Origin of the sequence: Bradyrhizobium sp. Leaf396 (genome assembly GCF_001424605.1) — a bacterium.
In the GTDB taxonomy this organism is placed as follows: domain Bacteria; phylum Pseudomonadota; class Alphaproteobacteria; order Rhizobiales; family Xanthobacteraceae; genus Bradyrhizobium; species Bradyrhizobium japonicum_C.
Genome location: NZ_LMQJ01000018.1, coordinates 48,993 through 69,761 on the forward strand (window position 1 = coordinate 48,993; position 20,769 = coordinate 69,761).

Genomic DNA, 20,769 nt, shown 5'->3' on the forward strand with positions numbered 1-20,769 from the left:
TCGGATCTGCTTGACCGAGAGTGAACCGGCTTTGCCCGAGAGGGAAGTGCGGTCGCGAAGAATCGACATTGGTGCATTCGACAGCTGAATCTGCGCTTGAACTGGCGGGGAGCCAGCCCTAGGTTTTGCGCCGCGCGATGTCGCGCTCATTACTTGGGGAGACCCGCATGGCTTGGAAAGCTCCGAAGATTGTGGAAGTGCCGGTCGGCATGGAAATCAACATGTACGCCTGCGCTTCGCGCAAGTAAGACTGACGCTTGCCGCGGCCTCGATGGCGAATGCCGTCGGAGCCGCGGCACTGTCGTATCTCGGCCAACCTCGTTGTGTTCGGTGCTTTGCGAGTGACGCAAGGTTGCGCGACGTCAGCTCCAGTGCTCTCCCATCAAAATCTCGACCGTGCTCTGCGGCAGCGTGTTACGCTGATGCGCGGTCAGTGCTGCTGCCACGTCTGGGCAGCGCGCGCCTTCGGAGCAGGGGATGGGCGGCAGAGCCTGCAAGTTCTGGACGGTGGTGGGGTGCGTGATCGCACTGACACCGGCACGCACCAGCGCCGAAGAGGGCTTTGATACCGAGCACATTTTCGGCTTCATGATCGGCAGCGATGTCGGCAATGTCGGCGAGCGCGAATTCCAGACCCAGACGACGGGCCGGCTCGGCAAAGGCGGGGGAACCTATCGCGCCCTCGAGCACGAAGTCGAGATCGAGGTGGTGCCGCTGCCGAACTTTCGCATCGAGGTTGGCGGCACCGCGAGCTTGCACGACATCACCGGCGTTCCTGATCTCGATGACCGTCGCCAGTTCAACTTTCAGGGCGCCTCGCTCGACTTGCGTTATCGCCTGCTCAATCGCGAGCGCGCGCCGTTCGGTCTCACTATCGCTGCCGAGCTCCACGGCGGCCGCATCGAGGAGACAAGCGGCGCGAAGGGGCGGATGTACGGCACCGAATTCGCACTGGCCTTTGACCGCGATCTGATTCCGAACTTCGCCATCGCTGCGCTCAACCTGATCTATCAGGCGGAGTGGGCCCACTTCGAGGTGGCAGGAGCATCCGACAGGGGCTCGACGATCGGCGCGGCGATTGCCGGCCTGGTGCGCGTGCGGCCGAATGTGCTGCTCGGCGGGGAGATGCGTTACTTTCGGCAATATGAGGGCGTCGGTCTCGGTGAGTTCTCTGGGCAGGCCCTGTTCGTCGGCCCCACAGCCTATTTCCAGCTTTCCGAGCGTTCGCGGCTCACGATGAGTTGGAGCATGCAAGCATGGGGGCGTCCGGCCGGATCAGGGACCAATCTCGATCTCGCCAATTTCGAGCGACATCAGGCACGACTGGTATTTGGGATCAATTTCTAGGGCCGGATCTTCGCCTCTGCACCAGCCCGGAAGAGGAACCGTCGGCCCCCATTTCACATGCCGGATTGAAACTTTCCCCTCCTCGCGACGTAGCTCCATGTGCTAGTCTGACCAGCGCGTTCCGAGAGGACTCCGGCATGAGCCCGATTGACCTTGTGGTGACCGTATGTGCAGTGCTCTCGCCTGCGACCTGCGAGGAGAAGCATCTGATATTCCAGTATTCCGGGTCGCCGCGGCAATGCGCAATGGCTGCGCCGCCCTACATCGCGCAATGGGTCGGCGAGCATCCCAAGTGGCAGGCGGTGCGCTGGCGCTGCGAATATCCGCGCCCAAACGACAGGGCGTAAGGCACCCGCTCTATTTGGTGCAATCCTTCAGATCCTTGTCCGCGATCGAGAACACCGCATCTGCCCTGATCTCGATGTCGCGGACGATGCATTGGCGTGAGCTGGGATAGCTGACCTTGGCGTCATAGCGGCCCGGCTCGACGCCCACAATGCGCAGCCGCTCGTCGTGGTCGACCTCCTTGTCCTTGTCGTTCAGGCACTGGTTCGGACCCCAGTCGGTCTTGCCCGCGGGCGAGAGCTGGAAGCCGGAGATCGTCTCCGTCGTCAGATTCCAGAGCCGGATGCCCTTGCCCTTGGCCTGCGCAAGTACCGCGCCCGGCATCGCGACCACGAGGATGCCGATCGCGATCAGCCTACGACGCATGATGAACCTCCCTCGATGAATCTCGTTGCATCCAGTTGACCACGAGTTTTCATTTCGATTCAAGCTGTAGCCTCGCAAGCTCGCCCTTGATCCTGCCGAGATCGGCTTCGCTGCGCTCCGCGCGTGGAATGGTGATCGGCACCTCCCGCATGATGCGCGCGGGGCGCGGCGACAAAAAGAACAGACGGTCGCCAAGCCTGATCGCATCGTCGAGACTGTGCGTGACGAGCAGCGTCATTACGGGGCGGCTCGCCACCAGCGTTGCGATCTCGTCGCGCAAACGGCTGGCGAGGGCGTCGTCGAGCGAGGCGAGAGGCTCGTCCAGCACGAGCAGATCGGGCTCCACCGCGAAGGCGCGGGCCAGCGCCACGCGCCGGGCGAGGCCGAGCGACAACTCGCCGGGGAAGTGATCGCGATGCGCCTCCAGCTCCAGGATCCTGAACAGCTCGGCGAGCTTCGCGTCGGCCACGCCAGGGGCAGCCAGCCGCACATTCTGCTCGACCGAGCGCCACGGTAACAGCCGCGGCTCCTGGAACACCATGCCGATCCGCGCCTGCGGCGGCCGCGCGACGCCGCCTGAAAACTCGGGGTCCAATCCCAGGATGATGCGCAGCATGGTGCTCTTGCCGCAACCGGACGGGCCGATCAGGACGCCGACCTCGCCCGATTGAAGCGCGAACTTCACCGGCGCCAGCACCTCCTGGATCCCGCCCGCGGCACTCCTGAAGGTCTTGCCTTTGATGTCGACCTCAAGCCGCACGGGGCCGCCACCGGTTTGCGCGGGTTTCGAACGGCTGTACCAGCAAGGTTTCGATGACGAGCACGACGGCGGCGAAGGTCAGCGAATAGGCCAGCAGCCGCGGCGTATCGAACAACTGGAAGGCGACGCCGATCTCGAAACCGACGCCGTTGGGACGTCCCAACAGTTCTGCGACCAGCACGATCTTCCAAACCAGCGACAATCCGGAACGGGCGGAGGCGGCGATATACGGCGCGAGCTGCGGGAGCACGACGTGGCGGAACGCGCGCCAGCGCGGCATCGCGAATACGCGCGCCATCTCGTCGAGCGAGCGATCGAGTGCACGCGCCCCCTCGCGCAAGGTGACGATGGCGGTCGGCAGCTTGTTGATGGCGATCGCCGCGATCGCGGCGGCTTCGGTGAGCCCGGCCCATATATAGGCGAGCACGATCACGACCAGCGCGGGCAGGTTGAGCAGGAGAATCAACCAGGGATCGCCGAGCCGGTCGGCGAGCTTCACCCGGCCCATCAGGTAGCCGATGGCGCTGCCGATCGACATCGCCAATGTGAAGGCGAGCGCGACGCGCGCCAGCGTCGCGCCGAGATGCAGGAAGAGGGCGCCGGAGGAGGCTTCCGCGATCATGACGTGAAGTACGGCCGGCGGGGCGGGCAGCTTTGCACCGCCGACGAACAGCGCGGCGGTCCACCACGTCCCCAGGAGCAGGGCGAACGAGAGAAGACGCAGCACCTCAGTCTCCGGGGACTGCGTGATAGAACGTGCCGGGATCGAGCTCGGCCGCCGGTCCGACGAGATCGCGGCCGCCGATCTCGGCGAGCACGCGGTAGAGCACGCGTGCGTCCTTTTCCTCGTCGGCAATGCTCCGGCGCGGGATGCCGTCGCGATAGCGGTCGCGATAGGCCTTGAGCAGGGTCGGATCTGTGGTGCCGGTGAGCGGCGCGACCTTGTCCCAGGCGGCATCTGAGGTCGCCAGCAGCTCCTTGGCCTTGCGGGTCATCGCGATGAAGCGCGCCACCGCCTCGCGATGCTTGGCCGCCCAGCCTTCGTCGAAGACATAGCCGACCGCGGAGACGGCACCCTCGGCGCCGAGCTTCGGCAGGATGTCCTCGATGCCGGCAAGGCGGTGAAATCCCTTTGCCTCGAGCTGCGCGCAGAAATTCCAGAAATTGAGGCTCGCGTCCATCTCGCCGTCGAGCGCCTTGGCCGCGATCAGGGGCGGGGCGCCATAGACGATGGTCGCCGCGGATTTCAGATCGACGCCATCCTGCTTCATGCGTGCCTGGAGCAGCAGCCAGCTCTTGTCGATCGCTCCGCCGGCCACGGCGAGCTTGCGCCCCTTCAGGTCCGCGAGCGTCTTGATGGGCGAGTTGGGCGGCACCATCACCGCGCCGAGCGCGCTGGAATAGGGATAGAAGGTGAGCTTGGCGCCGAGCGCGCGCTCGCGCGACACCCACAGCCAATCCGACAGGATGATGTCGGCGCTGCCCGCGCGCATCGCGATCTTGCCGGCCTCGGTGCTCGCGAGCTCGGTGACCTCGAGCGACAGATCGGCCTCCTTGTCCAGGCCGGCCGCGCGGATCGCGGCCAGCTCCCAGGAGAATGTTCCGGTCTTCTGCACTGCAAGGCGGATGGCGTCGGCGGCGCGGCCGGGCGCGGCTAGCGTCAACGCCAGCGTCACCGCGAGCGCGAATGTTCGACCAGAAGCTCTCATCACCTTGTGAGCCGTTTCCTCTGACAGAGTGCTTTTCAGGACAATACGCATAGCATAGCCTTGCTCGCAACCAGCGGGAGGATGCGCATGAATCTGGCGGGACAGCTACGACCGATTGTCGCCGCATTGATAGTGCTGGCCGCGAGCGCGTCCATGGCACGGGCCAGCGAGGCCAATGATTATCCCACCTCGGCGCGCGCCGAGTACGTCTATGGCTGCATGAAGGCCAACGGCGAGACACGAGCTGCGATCGAGCAATGTTCCTGCTCGATCGACGTGGTGGCCTCGATCGTCCCCTATGAGCGCTACGTCATGGCGGAGACTGCGCTCAGCATGTCGCAAGTGCGCGGCAATCTCGGCGTCCAGTTCCGTACCTCGGAGCAGGCGAACTCGGCCGTGAATGACCTGAGGCGTGCGCAGGCGGAAGCCGAGGTGAGGTGTTTTTGATTTGACGCCGTCATCCCGGGGCTGCCGGCAGAGGCCGAAACCGGAATTTCGAGATTCTCAGGTGCGCAACCGCGCACCATGGTTCGCGCTTTGCGCGCCCGGAATGACGATAAGGACAATAAGAGAGACTCACGTCCCCGGCTTGTCGATATCCCACTCGTTACGGAACACGTGCCCGCCCGTATCCTTCGCCTCCGCGCGAAAGCGCTTGGCGCCATTGGAGACGTACGTGAAACGCAGATTGGGATCTTCCGAGATCGAGATCCCGCCTTCCATCGACAGCACGGGACTGTCGCCCTGCGTCAGCTTCAACTGGTTGATGAAGAACGCCGGAATGTAGAGTTGCGTGACCTGATCCATCTGCAGTCCGGAATTGTTGGGATGGCCGATCATGATCTGCGCCTCGCGCACGCGGCTCGCCGGCGCATCCTCGCGTGCGAACTGCCTATAGCGCATCTGGCCAAGCCGGTTGCGGGCTTCCTCGACGTTCTTGACTGCCGGTGCCGAGCAGCCGCCCGATGCCTTCACGTACGTCTTGGACACGTAGAGCTGACCATCGCTGAGCTCGGCGACCGCGTGCACATCGGTGTAGTTGTTGACGCGCACGCGTGTCGAGATCTCGCTGACATTGGCGTCGGGCCCGAGCTCGAACTTCGCCGCCATCGGCGCGGGATTGCGGTCGATGACGAGCGTGATCGAACGGATACGCCGTGCATCGCCAGGCGACAGCTTGCTGCGCAGGGTCACCGGCACGATGGCTGCATCCTCGGCGCGATACGGCATCTCGATGCCGATGACGGCGCTGCCGTCGTTCATTGGACGATTGCTGAAGATGTCCTGCACGAGGCCCGGCCAGGGATCGGGGGCCTCCTCGGCCCGCACCGGCGCAGCGAAGGAGATGCCGAGCATAACGGCGATAAGAGTCAGGCGGCGTGTGCATCCCGTCATGGTCGTGATCCCGCGCGGACGAAACAATCGTTGGGTACAGCCTAGCGCGTCCGCTATTCCCATTCAATTTCCGAGAATGCTGCGGTTGCGTTGCGGGCGTTGTAATCGTCGAACAGCAGCCAATGCGGCCGTTCCGAAGCGGCCGCCTTGTCTGCGGCGGCGCGGATCGGTTCGCCATTCTTGTTCAACCTGCGGACATCGGACAGCAGCGTTGACAGATAGCGTCCTTCATCGCGCAGCGCCGCGGGCCAGCCGCTCACGGGACCGTGACCGGGAACAACCCTTAGCGCCGGGATCGCCTCTAGGCTCTTCAATGCGTCGAGCCAGCCGCGGATGCTGCCATCCATCACCGGAACGTGCCGGAGAAAGACGAGGTCGCCCGCAAACAATGTTCTCGTCGTCTCGTCGAACACGGTCAGATCGGCGTCGCTGTGCCCTGTCGGCCAGGCGCGCAGAGACAGTCGGCGCGACCCCAGATCGAGCGTCATCGTGTTGCTGACGAGCAAGGTCGGCGTGATGATCTTTACGGGATCGATCAACTCGCTGCCCATGATGCGACGGAAATTTTCGAGATAGAAAGGCCCGCGCGTCGCGAGCGCCTGCGGCAGCTTGTGATGGCCGACGAAAGTGGTGCTTCCGGCCGCGAAAGCCGCGTTGCCGAAGACATGATCGGGATGGCCGTGAGTGTTGACGACGTAGCGGATCGGCTTGGGCGTCTTCGCACGCACGGCGGCCAGAAGCGCTTCGCCTTCACGAAGGCTGCCGCCGGTGTCGATCACGGCCACGGCCTCCTCGCCCACGATGAAGCCGACATTGGCGATGTCACCCTCGTTCTCGCGGCTCATCAGGGCGATGATCCCGGAGTGTACAAAGATTCCCGGCGCGACTTCGCTCACAGGCAATTCGGCTGCCCCGGCGCGTGCTAGCGTCGCTGTCCCCAGTAGGAACAAGGCTGCGATCATAGAAGCGATGCGAGACACTTTTTTGCCTCAGTTCAGGGAGCCTGTCGCGCTGCGCTGCAACAAGGAAGCCAACGCCAAGTTGAGCAACGATGGCGCGTCAAGCGTCGCATGGATAACATTCAACGACAATGAGGAGGAAGCGCGATGACGCGAGCTGGACGACATCGTCGCTGGTTGTTTTCACTTTGGATCGTGATCGCGTCCTGCGCCCTTGGCGATGGCGCTATCGCGCAGACCAGTGACACGGGCGATCTCTCGTTCGAGCTCGTGGATCCCAAGGTGCTGCGCGTCTGCGCCGACCCGCGCAATCTGCCGTTCTCCAACGAGAAGGGGGAGGGTTTCGAGAACAAGCTCGCGGAGTTTCTTGCGGAGAAGCTGCAGAAGAAGCTCGACTACGTCTTCTTCCCGCAGGCGACGGGCTTCGTGCGCATGACGCTGGGTGCGCATCGCTGCGACGTCATCATGGGCTTTCCGCAAGGCGACGACCTCGTGCAGGGCACCAATCCCTACTACCGCACAGCCTATGCGCTGGTCGCGAAGGCGGGCAGCGGGCTTGAGAACGTCGATGTACTCGAGGATCCGAAGCTGAAGGGCAAGCGTATCGGCATCGTCGCCGGCACACCGCCCGCAACCAACATGGCGCTGGCGGGCTTGATGGGTAGTGCAAAGCCCTATCAGTTGATGATCGACACGCGCTTCGACAATTCGGCGAAAGCGATGATTGATGATCTTGCCGCCGGCAAGATCGACGCTGGCGTGCTGTGGGGCCCGATGGCAGGCTACTACGCGAAGATGGCCGGCTCCTCGCTCCATGTCACGCCACTGGTGAAGGAAACCACCGGGCCGAAGCTGGTCTATCGCATCGGCATGGGCGTGCGTCCCGCAGACCAGAACTGGAAACGGCAGCTGAACAAGCTCATCCAGGACAACCAGGGCGAGATCAACAAGATCCTGCTCGATTTCGGCGTCCCGCTGCTCGACGAGAGCAACCGGCCGCTCGGTGCGGAGCCGCTCAAGAAGACACCATGAGGCAGCATCTCGCCGTCGCGCTGCTCGCTACCGCTCTCGCAGGGCAGGCATTCGGGCAGCAGCCGGAGCCCTTCGAGCCGGAGGGATATCGTGCCGACAATTATCGCGCCCCGGTACCGGCGACGCTCGCCGGTGCACGCGTGCTGACGACGGCGGAAGCCGAGGCGATCTGGCGCGCAAGGAGGGGCACTTTCATCGATGTGATGCCGCGCCCGCCGAAGCCGAAGAACCTGCCCAAAGGCACCGTGTGGCGCGATGCGCCGCGCAAGAACATTCCGGGCAGCATTTGGCTGCCCGACACCGGCTACGGCGCGCTGCCGCCAGCCATGGACGATTATCTCCAGCGCGGGCTCGCTCGTGCCTCGCGCGGGGACAAGGCCGCACTGCTGGTGATCTATTGCATGGCCGACTGCTGGATGTCCTGGAATGCTGCAAAGCGCGCACTCGCTTACGGCTATTCCAATGTTGCCTGGTACCCCGACGGCACCGATGGCTGGGAGCGCGCGATGCTTCCGACAGAGGAGGCGCAGCCGGAACCGCGCCCCGATCAGTAGCGATCGTCAAGGCCGGACGCCCGGTCGTGACGCAACGTTCCAGGGGAAAGCAAAGCCTACTTCTGCTTCTGCAGCTTCGTCAGCGTGCCCGTGCCGTTCGTCTCGGTGGCGGTATAGCTCACGCGGTCGCCGGCATGGACCGCCTCCAGCATCGCAGCGTCCTTCGCCTTGTACTCCTGCAGCGCCCCAGCGCTGCCCGCACCGGCACCGACGGTGCCCTTCTGCGTCTGCTGGATCGAAATCGTGCCATTGAGCCGATCGATCCGCATGATCATGCCGGTCATGTCTTCAGCAAAAGCGCTGGATGCGAGCATGCTGAGGGCCGCAGCGCCCGCGAAGATGAATTTCGTGGTTCCCATCGAGGCCTCCCGGCGTCCTGGAGTTCACTTCGACAAGCCATCCCGGATCAATTTGGTTCCGGCAGATCGCGGCGAACGAGCCCGCTGCGCCTGTGGGAACCCTCGTGAGTCGCCCGTGAGGCTGCCGCTATTCCATTTCCTGCTGGATCAAACGCCCGAGCGCGAACAGACGCTGGTCGATCGTGGTAGGAACCTCGCAGACGAAGCGCACCACTTTATGGCGGTCTTCGAAAATACGGGTCTTCCAGATCAGCTCGTTGCTCAGCGCTTCGACCTTGGCCTCATCGCGCGGCGTTGCGCCCTGCAGGGCCTGGAGCTGAAGCGCATCTTCGCGAATCTTGTCGGCAGCCTCGCGCTGCTTGCGGCTGACCCGTTCGAGACCGTTCATGACTTGGGAACGCTGGGCATTCAGCGTGTCGAACAGGCCGGCAAACAGGAGCTTCGCTTTCGCGGCCTTGTCGGAGCCGGAGGCGGCTAGAAGCTCCTTCACCGATTTCTCGGCCTCGTCCAGCGGCGTCTTGCGTGCCGACAGCTTTGCAACCAGCGCGCTGACCTCGGCGTCGTCCTTCCACTTGTTCTGGACGTCATCGAGCGGCGGACCGGCCCACACGGCGGCCAGCGAGATCTCCGGAACCTTGGCCTGGGTGCAGGGCCAGTCCGGATAGCGCGGATCGGCCGCGAGCGCGGCTGTGGCGGACAGCATCATTGTGATGGCAGCCAGGACCCAAACCTTCATCCTTCGCCTCCGGCAGGGCCGCGTCGCGCCAGCCCGCGCGAGGGATCATAGGCCAAGATCGCACCGATCATGAAGACGATTGTGCAAGCAGCGACCACCGCCAGCGAGATCCAGTTGATCTGCCCGTACAGCGCGAAGCGGATCAGCTCGACCGCATGGGTGAACGGATTGACCTCGCAAAGATAGTAAAGATAAGGGCTGCCCTCCTGCACCCGCCAGAGCGGGTAGAGCGCGGAGGAGGCGAAGAACATCGGGAAGATGACGAAGTTCATCACGCCGGCGAAATTTTCCAGCTGTTTGATGCCGGAGGAGATCAGCATTCCGAGAGAACCCAGCATCAGCCCCGAGAGGATCAGCGCCGGCAGCACGGTAAGGTAGCCCGCGGCCGGCGGGGTAATGTCCCAAAGCCAGGCGATCAGCAGGAACGCATAGACCTGGAGCAGCGACACCGCAGTGCCCGCGAGCAGCTTGCAGAACAAGAGGAACCCGCGTGGCAGCGGGCTCACCAGCAGGGTGCGCATATTGCCCATCTCGCGGTCATAGACCATCGAGAGCGAAGACTGCATGCCGTTGAAGAGCTGAATCATCGCAATCAGCCCAGGTGCGATATACACCTCGTAGAGGATGTAGGTCTCATATGGCGGGATGATGGAGATGCCGAGCACCTGGCGGAAGCCGGCGGCAAAGATGAACAGCCACACCAGGGGCCGTACCAATGCGGAGACAAAACGTTCGCGCTGATGCAGGAAGCGCAGCCCCTCGCGCCAGACGATGCCGGTGAGGCAGGTCAGGTACTCCTGGACTGAGAAGCCACGCGGCGTATCGCGCGCGGTGATGCTGCTCATGTGCCGCCTCCCGGCATCGTTTGCGCGCCGGTCAGGCGCATGAAGGCGGTGTTGACGTCCTGCGCGCCGGCTTCCGCGACGACGCGGCTCATCGGACCCCGCGCCAGCACTTTACCTTGGTGCAGCACGACGAGATCGTCACCGGGCATGATCTCGTCGAACAGGTGCGTGGCCCAGAGCACGCCAATGCTCTGCTCGGCCACGAGCTGGCGAACATGGCTGATGATGTCGGCCCGTGCCTTGACGTCCAGGCCGACGGTCGGCTCGTCCAGCAACAGCAGCCGGGGACGGTGCAGCAACGCTCGTGCAATCTCCAGCCGCCGCATCTGTCCGCCCGAGAGATCGCGCACCTTGCTGCCGGCGCGCTCTTCGAGCCCGATGCGGCCGAGCAGCTCGGCGCTGCGGGCGGCGGCCTCGCGGCGGCTGATGCCGTGGAGGGCGGCGTGATAGAGCAGGTTCTGCGTCAGCGACAGGTCGAGGTCGAGCGTGCGCGGCTGGAATACGACACCTAACAGCCGCAGCGCCTCGCCGGGAGTCTTGCTGATGTCATGGCCGAAGATGGAGACACGGCCGGACTGGATGCCGAACAGGCGGGTGACGAGCGAGAACAGCGTGCTCTTTCCGGCGCCGTTGAGTCCCAGCAGTGCCGTGAAGCTCGCCGGCTGCACGTCGAATGACACGTCCGTGAGCGCGCGCCGTGGTCCGTAGGAATGGCTGACGCCCTCGATCGACAACGCCGGCAACGCGGCCGCATCAGGCCTCGGCATCTGACGTTGCTCGGTGACCGGGGCAGGGCTGGTCATGGCGCAATCGCGACGCCCCAAGGCAGTTCGCCCACCTGAATGGTCTTGATGACTTTCTGCGCGGCGACGTCGATGACCGAGACGTCGTTCGACACGCCATTGGTGGTGAGCAGGTATTTTTCGTCGGGCGTGAACGCGACATGCCAGACGCGCTGCCCGACCAGCAGATATTTCGTCACTTTGCGCGTGGCGACGTCGACGACCGCGATGCGGTTGGCGGGCCCGAGCGCGACAAAGGCGGTCTTGTCATCTCTGGTCATGCCGATGCCGACCGGCTGGATGGCTTCTTTTCGCAAGCCCGGGATTTCGAACGTGACTTTGCCGATCACTTCGTGCTTCTTGGGATCGATGATCGAGACCGTGCCGCCGATCTCCGAGGACACCCAGACTTCGGAGCTGTCATGCTTGTACTCGGCAAAACGCGGGCGCGCGTCGACCAGCACGTTGGCGACGATCTGGCGCGTGGCGGTGTCGATGAAATGCGCCATGTTGGTGGTCTCGGACGTGTTGATCAGTGTGTTGCCGTCGGGGCTGATGGTCATGCCCTCGGGCTCGACGCCGACCTGGATATCACCCAGGCGCGCGCGCTTCTCGAGGTCGATCACGGTCACCGTGTTGTCGTTCTCGTTGGCGACGTAGAGAGTCTTTCCGGCGGCATCCTGGGCGAACAATTCCGGATCGGGGCCGGAGGGCAGGCTGTCGACGACGGTCTGCGTCTTGGCATCGATCACCTGGATGGTGTCGTCGTCGCCCACTGCGACCATCACGAACTTTCCATCACGTGTGAGATCGATCCCGCGCGGGCGCTGACCGACTTTGATGGTCTTGGTCACCGTCCAGGTCTCGGTGTCGATGACCGACACCGTGTTACTCTTCTCGTTCGAAACATAGGCGATGAACGCATGCGCAGGCGCTGCGACGAGCGCCATTGCGGAGAGTAGCCCAACACGCCACATGCGCAACATCTGCGTCCTCACTTCAACTTGCATTTGCTCTCCGGGCGATCGTAGCCGAGCGTGTCGAGCTCGGAGACCTGATGCAGGAAACCTTCCTGCGGCGATACCGACACCACCATGCGGCCGTCGACCAGCAGGATCGGCTGGCGAAGCTGCAAGTTCCAGTCACGCAAGGTCAGCCGCGTGCCTTTGAAGGCGGCGACCGAGAAATCCGGGCCCTTGATGAAGTCGGTCACCTTCTTGATGTCGCCGGAATTGGTGCGCGAGGTGCCTTCGCCGATCATGCGGACCGCGGTCCAGGCCTGCATGTCGAGCGCGGTCATGCGCCGCGAATTCAGCTTGAAGAAGCGGTTCTGGATCTGGATCGCGCCCCACTGGTCCTGCGCCGCGTCCCAGCTCCGCGGCACGAGGCCGGCGGAGCCCGCGACGGGGCGCGGATCCCAGGTGCGATAGGGCAGGTACGCGCCGAAGACCTCGCTCTCATCGGCGGCGATCAGCACGTCGTATGCGGGCGCCTGCTGCGTAAACACCGGAATCTGGCGCTGGATCAGCGTCACGCCGCTGTCGGTACGTCGCGCGCCGCCTTTGTCTTCGAAGGTCCGTTCCTGGACGATCTTGGCGCCGAACCGCGTCGCGGTGCGCCGGAGCGCATCGGCGAACAGCCTGTCTTCGTTATGGGAGCCGACCACGAGAAGCCAGCGCGACCACTTTTTCCAAACGAGATACTGGCCGAGCGCATCGGCCAGCATCGCGCGTGTCGGAGCGGTGTGGATGACATTGGCGCGGCAATCGGCCTCGCGCAACCGTTCGTCGATTGCGCCGACGTTGAACAGCAGCGTGCCGCGCTCACGCAGGGCGTCGGAGACTTTCAGCAGCGCATCGGCCGGCAGGTCGGCGATGACGAACCCGTTCTTGTCAGCGAGGGCGGTTGCAGCCTGGACCGGATCCTCGCCTTCCTTGACGCGGCGCTCCTCCAGCGTGAAGCGCTGGTTGAGAAACTTTCCGGTGGTGTTGTTGTCCTCGATGGCGAGGCGGGCGCCGGCGAGGCCGTCATTCTCCGCAGGTTGCTCGGCCAGCGATAGCGTCGATCGGGTGCCGGCAATTCCGAGATAGCCGACGCCGATCGTAACCGGGTCCGCGGCGAGCGCACTCGTGGCGGCAACACCCAGACCGATCAGGCCGACCAACCATCGGATCATGTTTCCTCCAGGCGTTCTCCCCAGCTTGACCGCTGGTGGAGAATTGTCTCTGCTGAAGCATGACCAATTTGTCAGGGCATGCAACCCCGCATTTCGTCCTCGCGCGCGCGAGGACGGGAATCACGATCGTGCGAGCATTGATAGGCTTTGCGGCTTTGTTGTTGACGGGTTCGGTCGCGCTCGCCGATCCGCCAAAGCTTGCGGTCTTCGATTTCGAGCTGATCGACACCAGTCTGCCCGGTGAGTTCTACGGCGCGAAGCCGGAGCAGGCGCGGCTGGAGCGTATCAGCGAGCAGCTGCGCAAGGAACTGGCAGAATCGGGCCGGTTCCAGCTCCTTGATATAGCTCCGGTCAGGGATGCCGCCCGTCGCGCGAACCTGCAAGCCTGCGGCGGCTGCGACCTCAAGCTCGCCCGTCAGCTCGGTGCCGATCTGGAGATCACCGGGCTCGTGCAGAAGGTCTCGAACCTGATCATCAGTCTTAACGTCTATCTCCGAGACGTGAAGACCGGCAACATGATCACGGTCGCCAGCGCCGACATGCGCGGCAACACCGACGAAGCCTGGACGCGCACCATGAGCTACCTGATCCGGAACCGTTTGCTGGCGCCGAATTACGGGCGGCCGGAGTAGAGCAGCAATAGCTCGCCGCGAGGGCGCTTCGCGCTCACAAGCGGAGAAGGAAAAAACGCTACGCCGTCAACCTTGCTGCGTGCCAGTGCAGGTGATCGCTCATGAAGGTGGAGATGAAATAGTAGCTGTGGTCGTAGCCCGCCTGCCGCCGCAGCGTGAGCGGGATGTTAGTCTTGGTGCATGCCTCTTGCAGCAGCTCGGGCTTGAGCTGCTCCTTCAAGAAGTTGTCGGCATCGCCGTAATCGACCAGGAAGCCGGAGAATCTCGCGCCATCCTCGATCAGCGCCACCGTGTCGTGGTTGCGCCAGGCGTCCTTGTTCGGCCCGAGATAGCCGGTCAGGGCCTTGATGCCCCAGGGCACCTGCGAAGGCGCCACGATCGGGGCGAACGCGCTCGCGGCGCGATAGCGGTGCGGGTTGCGCAGCGTCACCGTCAGCGCACCGTGGCCGCCCATGGAGTGGCCCATCACCGATTGCCGTTTGGCGTCGACCGGAAAGTTCTCGGCGACCAGCTTGGGCAACTCGTCGGTGACGTAGCTCCACATGCGGTAGTTTCGCGCGAATGGCTCTTGGGTCGCATCGACATAGAAGCCGGCGCCCAGGCCGAAATCATAGGCATTGTTGGCGTCACCCGGCACGTCCGGCCCGCGCGGCGAGGTGTCTGGTGCGACGAAGATCAGGCCGAGCTCGGCGCAGGCTTTGCGGAATTCGCCCTTCTCGGTGACGTTGGCGTGGGTGCAGGTGAGTCCGGAAAGATACCAGACCACGGGCAGCTTGGCGCCGGCCGCATGCGGCGGAACGTAGACCGAGAACACCATGTCGGTTCCGGTGGCCTGGCTGGCATGGCGATAGACGCCCTGCACGCCGCCATGGGATTTATTGGTCGAGACAGTCTGAATCGTCATGCCCAAGCTCCGTGGCATCTCACCCCATCAACAATGCACGCTTGTGTGACCGAAATTTGTGGCGTCGTCAGGCGACGCCACTGTCGATCGCCAGCCGCACCAGCTCGACCGAGGTTTTCACGCCGAGCTTCTGGCGCATGATGGACGAGGTATTGGCCACCGTCTTGTAGGACGATTGCACCAGCCAGGCGATCTCGGACAGGCTCTTGCCGGCGCTCAGCAGCCGCAGGATCTCCATCTCGCGTGCGTTCAGCTTCGATAGCGGGCTTTGGGCCAGCGTCGGTCCTGCAAAGGCGATGCTGCGCGCGATGGCAGTGGGCAGATAGGTGCCGCCGCCGCTGACGGCGCGGATCGCCTCGACGAGGTCGTCGGGATCGCCGGTCTTTGAGACATACCCCTTGGCGCCGCACTCGATAGCGCGCGCGGCGAAAGCAGGATCGTCGTTCATGCTGAACATGATGATCCGGGCCTCCGGCGCGCGCTCGAGGATGCGACGTGCGAGCTCGAAGCCGGACACGGTCGGCAGGTTGATGTCGATGATGCAGAGGTCGGGGCGTTCGACGATGAAGACGCACTCGCCGTCTTCGGCGTCGGCAGCCTCCAGAATCTCGATCTCGCCCTCGTCGGCCAGCACGGCACGGCAGCCGGAGGCGACAATGGGATGATCGTCGACGATCAGAATGCGCATAGGCGTTCCCCGCGACAGCGCGTCCCTGCGTTAGAGTTTGCCTGTTTTGCGCTGCACGCAGCCAGCATGAGGAACTGGGCGTCTCATGTGGCCTCATGCAACCCGGCCGGGATTGCTGTACGCTTCCGATTAGATATCGGGCGCTTCGCCTCTGTCAACGTCATCGGACAGGCGCGGGCATCCTTCGCGAGGCACTGGCGATAGCAATGTGGCAAAATTTATCCTTGCGCGGGCGCATCAATCTCTTGCTGGCGCTGCTGCTGGCACTCGGGCTCGCCGTCAATATCGGCCGGCAGGTCGCGGAGGCCGGGCCGCGCGTGCAGGCCGAGGACCAGAGCGTAATCCGGCTCGCGCGCGAATTCATCGAGATGATCGTGGCGGACCTGAACGAGGCGCCGGAGCCGGACGCCCGGCTGAACCAGATCGCGCGCGATCTCAGCCGCCTGCGCCATGTCAGCATCACGCTTCGGGACGCCGGGGGTCATTCCCTGACGCCGCCCCGGCTTGACGCCGACGCCGACACGCGCGCGCCGCCGGCTTGGTTCGTCGGCCTGGTTCATCCCGAGCAGACCGCGGTCAGCGTCCCCGTCTCGATCCAGGGCAAGCCGGGCTCGCTCGTGATCACCTCGCACCCCGATGACGAGATCGCCGAGATCTGGGACGGCATCGTGACCCAGCTCGAGGTGGGCTCGGTGATCGCGCTCGCGCTGTTTTTCCTGATGATGAATGTGGTCGGTCGGGCGCTGGCACCCCTCCAGTCGCTGGCCGAGGCCATGGGGAAGCTCGAACGCGGACATTACGAGGCCCGTGTCACGCCGGGCGGCGCGCCGGAACTCGCCGCGATCTGCACCAAGCTCAACCACCTTGCCGCGACGCTTGGCGAGGCGGTCGAGGACAAGCGTCGACTTGCCGAGCGTGCGGTGTCGCTTCAGGACATCGAGCGCAAGGAGATCGCGCGCGAGCTCCATGACGAGTTCGGGCCGTATCTGTTCTCGCTGCGCGCGCATGCGAGCGCACTGGCCAAGCTGGCGGATGGACGGGACCCGAGTGCGGACGCCGTGCGCAAACATGGCAGCGCCATGCTGGAGCAGATCAACGCGCTCCAGCAGTTCAATCGCCGCGTGCTGGAGCGCCTTCGGCCTGTCGGCCTTGCCGAGCTCGGTTTGCGCAAGGCACTCGAATCCCTGTCGCGGCTTTGGCGGCAGTCGCATCCCGAGGTCGCGATCGAGACCATGATCTCGCCGGCGCTCGGGCCGACCGGCGAGACCGCCGATCTCACCATCTACCGTATCGTGCAGGAGGCACTCACCAACGTATTCCGCCACGCCGGTGCGACCTCGGTCAACGTCGTCATCGAGCCGGCGGAGCAGATGGCTAACGACGGCCGCGGCTGCGCCCGGGTGCGGGTCAGCGACAACGGGCGCGGCATGGAGCCGGACCAGAAGCTCGGCTTCGGGCTCGTCGGGATGCGCGAGCGGATAATGGCACTGGGCGGCACGCTCAACGTCGTGTCCGGCGATGGCGGCTTGACTGTAGAGGCCCTGATTCCGACTGCCTCGTCATGATCCGAACATGACGTCCGAGACCACAGGGAGGGCTCGACATGCCGATGTTTGGCCGATGGATGGCGTCGATTCTGGCCGCCGCGATGGTGTCAGGATCTGCGCTGGCGGCTTCTCGCGGTGATCCCGTCAAGAAGTTCGACACCGACAACGACGGAACGCTCGACCATATCGAGGTCAGGAAGGCGGCCATGGCGCTTTTCGCCAGGCTCGACCCGGATCTCGACGGCACACTGGACATGCGGGAGTTGCGGGGGAGATTGACCGGCAAAGAGATTGCGGCAGCAGATCCCGACCACGATGGAACGCTGTCGGTGAACGAGTATCTCGCCGTGGTCTCGCAGCGGTCCGACGCAGCCGATCCGGATCATGACGGCACGCTGGATAGAACCGAGCTGAAGGCGCCGGCTGGACGCGCGCTGCTTCAGCTGCTGCAATGAGCAGCCGGCTGCCCGTCAGTTCGAGCTATCCGCGTTGCCCGCAAGCTCGTGCGCACGGCGGAGCAGGTCGCTCGTGCGACGGAGACCGAGCTTGGTCCTGGCCTGCTTGACGAGCCGAGCGACGGCACGAGGCGTGATATCCAGCTCTTCGGCGATCGCAGAATAGGAATTCCCTTGGCCAAGAAGGCTGAGTGTCTCTCTTTCCCTGCGGGTCAGCATGGCGGCCTTGCCGGAATCAACGTGATCGGGGAGGGGAACGCCGCGAAGATTGATCCGCTCGTCGACATAGCGATGTCCGAGCCTGACCTGACGCACTGCCTTTGGCAGTTCGTCGGGCGGAGAGTCCTTCAGCAAATATCCGATGGCTCCTGCCTTGATCGCGGACGCAACGATACTTGCGTCCGCATGCATGCTGAAGACCAGCACGCGCGCGAGCGGCGCATCCGAGGACATGCGGTGCAGCAAGTCGACGCCGCCCAGCGCTTCCCCGGGAAAGCTCAAATCGAGGATGACGACTCCGGGCCGGTGCTCCAGGAATGCTTGATAGCCACTCGGGACATCGCGCGCCGCGACGACGTCTTCGACGTCCCCCAGCACCACGCGGCAAGCTTCTGCAATGATTGGATGGTCGTCGACGACGAGTATCGGGCTCAATGGAACTCCCTGAATTGCATCGTGTTTCGACGAGACGACGGGTGCGGTGGACGCCGCATCAGCCGGCTGCGGCGGTGCCTGCCGCAGCCGTGCTGCCGCGTCACTTCTTGGGCCGTATCGCGTCGGCGGTGCCCTGGATGAAGGCCTGGATCTTCACGACATCGGCTTCCGTGAGCTTGCCCGTGAAGTCCGGCATGCCTTTGTCGCGGAACGGTCCTTTGAAGACGATGCTCTTGAGGTTGGCGATCTCCTCCGCCGGCACGTAGCCGAGATTGCGGACGTTGCCGCCCTTGTCGACGCCGGGTACGCCATGGCAGGTGGCGCAGGCGGCGACGTAGAGTGCTGTGCCTTCCGGCACGTCCTTGGGATCGTATTTCACGCCCTGGAGCAGGCCTTCGGTCTGGTACTTCACGAATTCCGGCAATGGCGCCTTGCCGTTGAGCGCGAACGTGTAGACTGTTCCGGGGCTTTGCCGCTCGGTCGCGCGCTGCGCCATGCCGTAGACGCCGCCCCAGCCGACGGCGATCGAGACGTACTGCACGCCATCGAGCATGTAGGTCGAGGCCGCGGCGACGACGCCGGTGCCGGTCGGTGTTTCCCACAGCGTCTTGCCGGTCTTGGCATCATAGGCAACGAAGCGTCCATCCGCGGTGCCCTGGAATACCAGGTTTCCGGCCGTGGTCAGAGTGCCGCCATTCCATGGGGAGGGGTATTCCACCCGCCAGGCTTCCTTTTGCTTGACCGGATCCCACGCGATCAGGCGTCCGAACGGAAGACTCTTCGGCGGCTCTCCGTTGAGCACGAAGCCGACATTCCAGCCGGTGGCGCCGCCGAACTTGCCCGGCGTTGCGGCATTCTGCTTGAAGTTCTTTTCCGGAATGAGGTTCAGCGGCACGTTCTGGGCCGGCAGATAGACCAGCCCGGTCTGCGGGTTGAACGACATCGGATGCCAATTGTGGGCGCCGTAGGGTCCGGGGATCGAGTCGTACGCCGCCTCGCCACGCGCGGCCGGCACCTCGATCGGGCGGCCGTTGGCGTCGTAACCGGTGGCCCAGTTCACGTCGACGAAGTTCTTCGCGGAGATGAATTTCCCATTGGTGCGGTCGATCACGAAGAAGAAGCCGTTCTTGGGCGCGTGCAGGATGACCTTGCGCGGCGCGCCATCGATGCTGATGTCGGCGAGGATCATCGGCTGCGTCGAGGTGTAGTCCCAGTGGTCGCCGGGCGTCTCCTGATAGTGCCAGACGTACTTGCCGGTATCGGCGTTCAGCGCCACGATCGAGGCGAGATAGAGATTGTCGCCGCCAGCGGGACTACGAACGTTCCTGTTCCAGGGCGAGCCGTTGCCGGTGCCGATATAGACGAGATTGAGATCGGGGTCGAAGGTGATGGTGTCCCACGGCGTGCCTCCACCGCCATTGAGCCAGTACTTGCCGGCGGGATCCCACGTCTTGGCCGCCTTCTCCATCGACTCGTCTTCGAATGGCTTGGACGGATCGCCGGGCACGGTGAACCAGCGCCAGAGCTGATTGCCGCTATCGGAATCGTACGCGGTGACGTAGCCGCGCGCGCCATATTCGGCGCCGCCTTGTCCGATCACGACCTTTCCGTTGAAGACGCGCGGCGCACCGGTGATCGTGTAGGAATGCTCGTGATCGATCAGCGTGTCCCTTTCCCAGACCTTCTTGCCGGTCGCCGCGTCGAGCGCGATCAGTCGGCCGTCATATGCGGCCACGAACACTTTCCCCTTGTAGAGTGCGACGCCGCGGTTGACGACGTCGCAGCAGCCTCTGTAGCCGAGCTCGCGGTTGACTTCGGGATCGAACGTCCAGATGCGCTTGCCGGTGCGCGCGTCGATGGCATGCACGACGCTCCATGGGGCCGTCTGGTACATGATCCCGTCGATGACGACCGGCGTCGCCTCGACGCCGCGCGAGGATTCGAGATTGTAGGTCCAGACCAGGCCGAGGTCTTTGACGTTGTCGCGCGTGATCTGATTGAGCTTCGAGAATCGCGTCTCGGCGTAGTCGAGACCGATCGTGGGCCAATTGGTGGACGTCGCGGTGTTCGCCCTGATGTAGGCGCTGTCGACCTGCGAGGTGATGGCTTTGATGTTCTCCGGCGTCGGATTCCTTGCTGGATCCTGCGCGGAGGCGGCGGCAATGGATGTGATGACGCCAATGCCTGTGACAAGGCCTGTGACAAGGCCTGTGACAAGGCCTGTGACGAGACCTGTGACGAGGCTGCGGGTTGGTCGAGCCGACGAATATCGAACTGAAAAGCGATCCCCCAACGTCATCATGTCCCTCCCTGTATTTTCGTTTGCCGTAAAAGCACCCCGCCACGAGGGCGGGGTGAGTCTACGGATGAATGACTCGCGATCGGATCGCGATGTCGAGCCAAGGATTGCACGAAGGCCCCTTGCGAAGTTCGGCAAAAAGTCTCGTCCCGTCCGGGAATTGTTCCCAGTTGAGCGTCGGGGGCTTGCGCCCACCGTGGGAGACGTCGGGAATAATTCCCGATT

Annotated in this window: 25 protein-coding genes; 9 read left to right on the forward strand and 16 right to left on the reverse strand. The window is 64.0% G+C overall.

Annotated features, from left to right (window positions below):
* The first annotated feature begins 167 nt into the window (after positions 1–167).
* From pqqA to ASG57_RS18440, 3 genes are all read left to right on the forward strand, one after another.
* Entirely contained in the window at positions 168–248 is an 81-nt protein-coding gene (gene pqqA, locus ASG57_RS18430; RefSeq protein ID WP_008562446.1) for a pyrroloquinoline quinone precursor peptide PqqA, read from the forward strand.
* 229 nt (positions 249–477) lie between these two features.
* Positions 478–1,347: a DUF6662 family protein gene (locus ASG57_RS18435; RefSeq protein ID WP_024342553.1), complete on the forward strand. Its 870-nt coding sequence runs from the start codon at positions 478–480 to the stop codon at positions 1,345–1,347.
* A 137-nt stretch (positions 1,348–1,484) separates the two neighbouring features.
* A complete protein-coding gene (locus ASG57_RS18440; RefSeq protein WP_024342552.1) occupies positions 1,485–1,694 on the forward strand; it encodes a hypothetical protein in 210 nt (69 codons plus the stop codon).
* 10 nt (positions 1,695–1,704) lie between these two features.
* Here the strand turns inward: ASG57_RS18440 and ASG57_RS18445 are convergent, their stop codons facing one another.
* From ASG57_RS18445 to ASG57_RS18460, 4 genes are read right to left on the reverse strand one after another with little or no spacing between them, the layout of a single operon-like run.
* Positions 1,705–2,058, reverse strand: a complete 354-nt coding sequence (locus tag ASG57_RS18445) for a hypothetical protein (RefSeq protein ID WP_024342551.1) — start codon at positions 2,056–2,058, stop codon at positions 1,705–1,707.
* 49 nt (positions 2,059–2,107) lie between these two features.
* Entirely contained in the window at positions 2,108–2,818 is a 711-nt protein-coding gene (locus ASG57_RS18450) for an ABC transporter ATP-binding protein (protein ID WP_024342550.1), read from the reverse strand.
* The gene (locus ASG57_RS18455) at positions 2,808–3,545 is read right to left on the reverse strand and encodes an ABC transporter permease (RefSeq protein WP_024342549.1); all 738 of its coding nucleotides are present in this window, start codon (positions 3,543–3,545) and stop codon (positions 2,808–2,810) included. The genes ASG57_RS18450 and ASG57_RS18455 overlap by 11 nt, the downstream gene beginning before the upstream one ends.
* A 1-nt stretch (position 3,546) precedes the next feature.
* Positions 3,547–4,527, reverse strand: coding sequence for an ABC transporter substrate-binding protein (locus ASG57_RS18460; RefSeq protein ID WP_057196941.1), 981 nt, complete (start codon positions 4,525–4,527; stop codon positions 3,547–3,549).
* 87 nt (positions 4,528–4,614) lie between these two features.
* On the opposite strand from ASG57_RS18460, the gene ASG57_RS18465 reads away from it, so the two are divergent.
* Positions 4,615–4,974, forward strand: coding sequence for a hypothetical protein (locus tag ASG57_RS18465; RefSeq protein ID WP_057196942.1), 360 nt, complete (start codon positions 4,615–4,617; stop codon positions 4,972–4,974).
* A 129-nt stretch (positions 4,975–5,103) separates the two neighbouring features.
* Here ASG57_RS18465 and ASG57_RS18470 read toward each other — a convergent pair whose 3' ends face one another.
* Together ASG57_RS18470 and ASG57_RS18475 are read right to left on the reverse strand one after the other, a co-directional pair.
* Positions 5,104–5,922 carry a quinoprotein dehydrogenase-associated SoxYZ-like carrier gene (locus tag ASG57_RS18470; protein WP_057196943.1) on the reverse strand — a complete coding sequence of 273 codons (819 nt, stop codon included), beginning with the start codon at positions 5,920–5,922 and terminating at the stop codon, positions 5,104–5,106.
* 53 nt (positions 5,923–5,975) lie between these two features.
* Positions 5,976–6,902 carry a quinoprotein relay system zinc metallohydrolase 2 gene (locus ASG57_RS18475; RefSeq protein WP_057196944.1) on the reverse strand — a complete coding sequence of 309 codons (927 nt, stop codon included), beginning with the start codon at positions 6,900–6,902 and terminating at the stop codon, positions 5,976–5,978.
* Between the two features lie 126 nt (positions 6,903–7,028).
* Between ASG57_RS18475 and ASG57_RS18480 the strand changes: the two genes are divergently transcribed.
* Positions 7,029–7,913 carry a substrate-binding domain-containing protein gene (locus ASG57_RS18480; RefSeq protein ID WP_057196945.1) on the forward strand — a complete coding sequence of 295 codons (885 nt, stop codon included), beginning with the start codon at positions 7,029–7,031 and terminating at the stop codon, positions 7,911–7,913.
* Entirely contained in the window at positions 7,910–8,467 is a 558-nt protein-coding gene (locus ASG57_RS18485; RefSeq protein ID WP_057196946.1) for a PQQ-dependent catabolism-associated CXXCW motif protein, read from the forward strand. The genes ASG57_RS18480 and ASG57_RS18485 overlap by 4 nt, the downstream gene beginning before the upstream one ends.
* A 56-nt stretch (positions 8,468–8,523) precedes the next feature.
* Here ASG57_RS18485 and ASG57_RS18490 read toward each other — a convergent pair whose 3' ends face one another.
* From ASG57_RS18490 to ASG57_RS18515, 6 genes are all read right to left on the reverse strand, one after another.
* A complete protein-coding gene (locus ASG57_RS18490) occupies positions 8,524–8,826 on the reverse strand; it encodes a copper-binding protein (protein ID WP_057196947.1) in 303 nt (100 codons plus the stop codon).
* Between the two features lie 127 nt (positions 8,827–8,953).
* Positions 8,954–9,562, reverse strand: coding sequence for a hypothetical protein (locus tag ASG57_RS18495; protein ID WP_057196948.1), 609 nt, complete (start codon positions 9,560–9,562; stop codon positions 8,954–8,956).
* Entirely contained in the window at positions 9,559–10,407 is an 849-nt protein-coding gene (locus ASG57_RS18500; RefSeq protein WP_024342540.1) for a lanthanide ABC transporter permease protein PedC, read from the reverse strand. The genes ASG57_RS18495 and ASG57_RS18500 overlap by 4 nt, the downstream gene beginning before the upstream one ends.
* A complete protein-coding gene (locus tag ASG57_RS18505) occupies positions 10,404–11,210 on the reverse strand; it encodes a lanthanide ABC transporter ATP-binding protein PedB/LutE (RefSeq protein WP_057196949.1) in 807 nt (268 codons plus the stop codon). The genes ASG57_RS18500 and ASG57_RS18505 overlap by 4 nt, the downstream gene beginning before the upstream one ends.
* On the reverse strand, positions 11,207–12,199 hold the full coding sequence (locus tag ASG57_RS18510; RefSeq protein ID WP_156402728.1) for a YVTN family beta-propeller repeat protein: 993 nt from the start codon (positions 12,197–12,199) through the stop codon (positions 11,207–11,209). Before ASG57_RS18510 ends, ASG57_RS18505 begins: the two co-directional genes overlap by 4 nt.
* Positions 12,184–13,365: a lanthanide ABC transporter ABC transporter substrate-binding protein PedA1 gene (locus ASG57_RS18515; protein ID WP_024342537.1), complete on the reverse strand. Its 1,182-nt coding sequence runs from the start codon at positions 13,363–13,365 to the stop codon at positions 12,184–12,186. Before ASG57_RS18515 ends, ASG57_RS18510 begins: the two co-directional genes overlap by 16 nt.
* A 59-nt stretch (positions 13,366–13,424) precedes the next feature.
* On the opposite strand from ASG57_RS18515, the gene ASG57_RS18520 reads away from it, so the two are divergent.
* On the forward strand, positions 13,425–13,997 hold the full coding sequence (locus tag ASG57_RS18520) for a DUF3280 domain-containing protein (RefSeq protein ID WP_156402729.1): 573 nt from the start codon (positions 13,425–13,427) through the stop codon (positions 13,995–13,997).
* 58 nt (positions 13,998–14,055) lie between these two features.
* Here the strand turns inward: ASG57_RS18520 and fghA are convergent, their stop codons facing one another.
* Complete coding sequence (fghA, locus tag ASG57_RS18525) at positions 14,056–14,901, reverse strand: S-formylglutathione hydrolase (protein ID WP_057196951.1); 846 nt, start codon at positions 14,899–14,901, stop codon at positions 14,056–14,058.
* Positions 14,902–14,968: 67 nt separating this feature from the next.
* Complete coding sequence (locus tag ASG57_RS18530) at positions 14,969–15,589, reverse strand: response regulator (protein ID WP_024342534.1); 621 nt, start codon at positions 15,587–15,589, stop codon at positions 14,969–14,971.
* A 206-nt stretch (positions 15,590–15,795) separates the two neighbouring features.
* Here ASG57_RS18530 and ASG57_RS18535 point away from each other — a divergent pair, with 206 nt between their 5' ends.
* Both ASG57_RS18535 and lanM read left to right on the forward strand, forming a co-directional pair.
* Positions 15,796–17,154, forward strand: a complete 1,359-nt coding sequence (locus ASG57_RS18535) for a histidine kinase (protein WP_057196952.1) — start codon at positions 15,796–15,798, stop codon at positions 17,152–17,154.
* Positions 17,155–17,198: 44 nt separating this feature from the next.
* The gene (gene lanM, locus ASG57_RS18540) at positions 17,199–17,591 is read left to right on the forward strand and encodes a lanmodulin LanM (RefSeq protein WP_057196962.1); all 393 of its coding nucleotides are present in this window, start codon (positions 17,199–17,201) and stop codon (positions 17,589–17,591) included.
* A gap of 15 nt (positions 17,592–17,606) precedes the next feature.
* On the opposite strand, the gene ASG57_RS18545 is transcribed toward lanM, so the two are convergent.
* Both ASG57_RS18545 and ASG57_RS18550 read right to left on the reverse strand, forming a co-directional pair.
* The gene (locus ASG57_RS18545) at positions 17,607–18,245 is read right to left on the reverse strand and encodes a response regulator transcription factor (protein WP_057196953.1); all 639 of its coding nucleotides are present in this window, start codon (positions 18,243–18,245) and stop codon (positions 17,607–17,609) included.
* Positions 18,246–18,345: 100 nt separating this feature from the next.
* Entirely contained in the window at positions 18,346–20,544 is a 2,199-nt protein-coding gene (locus ASG57_RS18550; RefSeq protein WP_230646696.1) for a PQQ-dependent dehydrogenase, methanol/ethanol family, read from the reverse strand.
* Positions 20,545–20,769 lie beyond the last annotated feature (225 nt).